3 protein-coding genes are annotated in these 1,577 nt (G+C 72.9%); all 3 read right to left on the bottom strand.

Going from position 1 to position 1,577, the window contains the following annotated elements; genetic code table 11:
* A partial coding sequence (locus KBX39_RS30785; protein WP_210873907.1) for a biotin carboxylase N-terminal domain-containing protein occupies positions 1 to 615 on the bottom strand: 615 nt, incomplete at its 3' end.
* 235 nt (positions 616 to 850) lie between these two features.
* Complete coding sequence (locus tag KBX39_RS30790; RefSeq protein ID WP_030499192.1) at positions 851 to 1,081, bottom strand: DUF2188 domain-containing protein; 231 nt, start codon at positions 1,079 to 1,081, stop codon at positions 851 to 853.
* 130 nt (positions 1,082 to 1,211) lie between these two features.
* Positions 1,212 to 1,577: rhodanese-like domain-containing protein (locus KBX39_RS30795; protein ID WP_210873909.1), on the bottom strand; the 366-nt coding region annotated here is incomplete at its 5' end.

The raw sequence follows: 1,577 nt of genomic DNA on the forward strand, positions 1-1,577 counted from the left end.
CTCCAGGAACACCACGCCGCTGCCGAACGCCCGCGCCGCCTCCTGGCTGGTGCGCTCGTAGGCGTCGGCCAGCTCGGCGTCGCTGCGGATCACCCGGATGCCGCGCCCGCCGCCACCCGCCGTGGCCTTCAGCATCAGCGGGTAGCCGATGTCGGCCGCCGCGCGCAGCGCGTCCTCCAGGCTCTCCACCGCGCCGCGGCTCCACGGCGCGACCGGCACGCCGACCTCCTCGGCGATCAGCTTCGCGCCGATCTTGTCGCCGAGCTTGCGCATGGCGTCCGGGCTCGGCCCGACGAACGTCACGCCGATCTTCTCGCACAGCTCGGCGAACGCCGGGTCCTCGGCCACGAAACCCCAGCCGACCCAGGCGGCGTCCGCGCCGGTCTCCACCAGCGCGCGTTCCAGCGCCTTCAGGTCCAGGTACGGGCGGGCGGACGCGGGGCCCAGGTCGTAGGCGACGTCCGCCTCGCGGACGAAGGTGGCGGTACGGTCGACGTCGGTGTACAGCGCGACGGTCTCGATCCGGCTGCCGGTCTCCGCGGCCAGTTCCCGGACCGCGTGGATGAGCCGCATCGCGGACTCACCACGGTTGACGATGGCGACACGGGTGAACACGTGACCGTCCCCTTCGATAGAACCACGGTGGCGCGCCGGGTGGCGACGATGCCCCCGGCTTGCCTCACCCTTCCGCCTGCGCGCGTACGGCGCCATGTCGTAACGGCCGAAGCCTGAGCGGGAGCCGTTGTAGGAACCGAACAAAACTATTTAGCCAGCCACTCACTACCCGCCGGTACGCGCTACGGCACCGGACCCGTGCAGGTCCGGCGCCGTGGCGTGGGAGGGTGCGGGCTCAGCCCGGGATGTCCCGGGGGTCGCGCTCGCGGGGGTACGTGTTCTTCTCGCCGATGGTGCCGTCCTGCTTCTTGATCACGTGCTCGGCGCCGCGCTCGACCGCCATCTCCCGGCCGGCCGCCTCCGCCTCCGCCTTGGTGTCGTGGCGGCTGCTCGCGCGCTCGTTGCCCTCCGGGCGGTTCTTCCACTGCCCGTCCTGCTGGTAGGTGTCGATGTCGCCCTTCGCCATGCCGTCAGCTCCCTCGATCGCGTGTCCGATGACAAATGTCTGCCCATGCGAGGGGAGTACTAATCCTGGCGGCACGATCGGAGAGCCCGGGCCGGGCGGGCAAGGGGACCCGCCGGCCCGGGCCGGCGGTTCACGCCGCGGCGTGCAGGCCCTGCCAGGCGCCGTACCCGCCGAGCAGGTCGGACACGTCGTCGTGGCCGGCGGCGCGCAGCAGGCTGGCGGCGACCGAGGAGCGGTAGCCGCCGGCGCAGTGCACGACGACGGGACGGCCGGCGGGCACCTCGCCGAGGCGGTGGGTCAGCTCGGCCAGCGGGATGTGCCGGGAACCGTCCACCGCGCCCTGCTCCCGCTCACCGGCGTTGCGGACGTCCAGCACCACCGGCGCGTCCGGACGCTGAAGGGCCGCGCGCAGCTCGGTGGCGGTGACCCGGCTGGCCCGGGTCATCTCGGCGGTCATCTCCAGGAAAGCGCTCTCGGGCTCGCGGAGGTAGCCGAT

The organism is Micromonospora sp. D75, from assembly GCF_018070405.1.
Taxonomy (GTDB): Bacteria; Actinomycetota; Actinomycetes; order Mycobacteriales; family Micromonosporaceae; genus Micromonospora; species Micromonospora chalcea.

Bases quoted from the DNA above. Each gene is read 5' to 3' on its own strand.
- KBX39_RS30790 (WP_030499192.1), bottom strand. From the start codon at position 1,081: ATGGCGAAGGGCGACATCGACACCTACCAGCAGGACGGGCAGTGGAAG.